The sequence below is a fragment of the Paenibacillus sp. p3-SID1389 genome (genome assembly GCF_025151705.1).
Lineage (GTDB): Bacteria > Bacillota > Bacilli > Paenibacillales > Paenibacillaceae > Fontibacillus > Fontibacillus phoenicis.
This window is the reverse complement of sequence record NZ_JALXVO010000128.1, coordinates 1-603: the sequence shown is the minus strand read 5'-3', so window position 1 is coordinate 603 and position 603 is coordinate 1. Positions and strand designations below refer to the sequence as shown.

Genomic DNA, 603 nt, shown 5'->3' with positions numbered 1-603 from the left:
GCATAGATGGTGCGCGTGGAGGGACTTGAACCCCCACGTCAAAGACGCTAGATCCTAAGTCTAGTGCGTCTGCCAATTCCGCCACACGCGCAAGGAAAACTGGTGAGCCATGAAGGACTCGAACCTTCGACACCCTGATTAAAAGTCAGGTGCTCTACCAACTGAGCTAATGGCTCTTACTTAGAAAAATGGCTGGGGATATAGGATTCGAACCTATGCATGACGGAGTCAAAGTCCGTTGCCTTACCGCTTGGCTAATCCCCAATATTTATGGTGGAGGCTGAGGGGATCGAACCCCCGACCCTCTGCTTGTAAGGCAGATGCTCTCCCAGCTGAGCTAAGCCTCCAGATATCTGGGACTACATATGAAAGAAGATGGTGACCCGTAGGGGATTCGAACCCCTGTTACCTCCGTGAAAGGGAGGTGTCTTAACCCCTTGACCAACGGGCCATATGTAGGGAAGCTCTCAACCGGGATCGAACCGGTGACCTCATCCTTACCATGGATGCACTCTACCTACTGAGCTATGAGAGCAAATTTTTGGGGTCCCCAGAAAGTAATCGGAATATGCTTCGAAGCAAATCGTCACTTTCTGGGGATTT

Annotated in this window: 6 tRNA genes; all 6 read right to left on the bottom strand. The window is 50.9% G+C overall.

What is annotated here, in order from left to right:
• Nucleotides 1-7: 7 nt before the first annotated feature.
• The 6 genes from M3G15_RS21415 to M3G15_RS21390 all read right to left on the bottom strand — a co-directional run bounded on the left by M3G15_RS21415 (nucleotide 8) and on the right by M3G15_RS21390 (nucleotide 535).
• A tRNA-Leu gene (locus M3G15_RS21415) sits at nucleotides 8-91 on the bottom strand.
• Between the two features lie 9 nt (nucleotides 92-100).
• Nucleotides 101-176, bottom strand: a tRNA-Lys gene (locus M3G15_RS21410).
• Nucleotides 177-189: 13 nt separating this feature from the next.
• A tRNA-Gln gene (locus tag M3G15_RS21405) sits at nucleotides 190-264 on the bottom strand.
• A gap of 7 nt (nucleotides 265-271) precedes the next feature.
• Nucleotides 272-347, bottom strand: a tRNA-Val gene (locus M3G15_RS21400).
• Between the two features lie 29 nt (nucleotides 348-376).
• A tRNA-Glu gene (locus M3G15_RS21395) sits at nucleotides 377-451 on the bottom strand.
• An 11-nt stretch (nucleotides 452-462) separates the two neighbouring features.
• Nucleotides 463-535, bottom strand: a tRNA-Thr gene (locus tag M3G15_RS21390).
• Nucleotides 536-603: the final 68 nt, after the last annotated feature.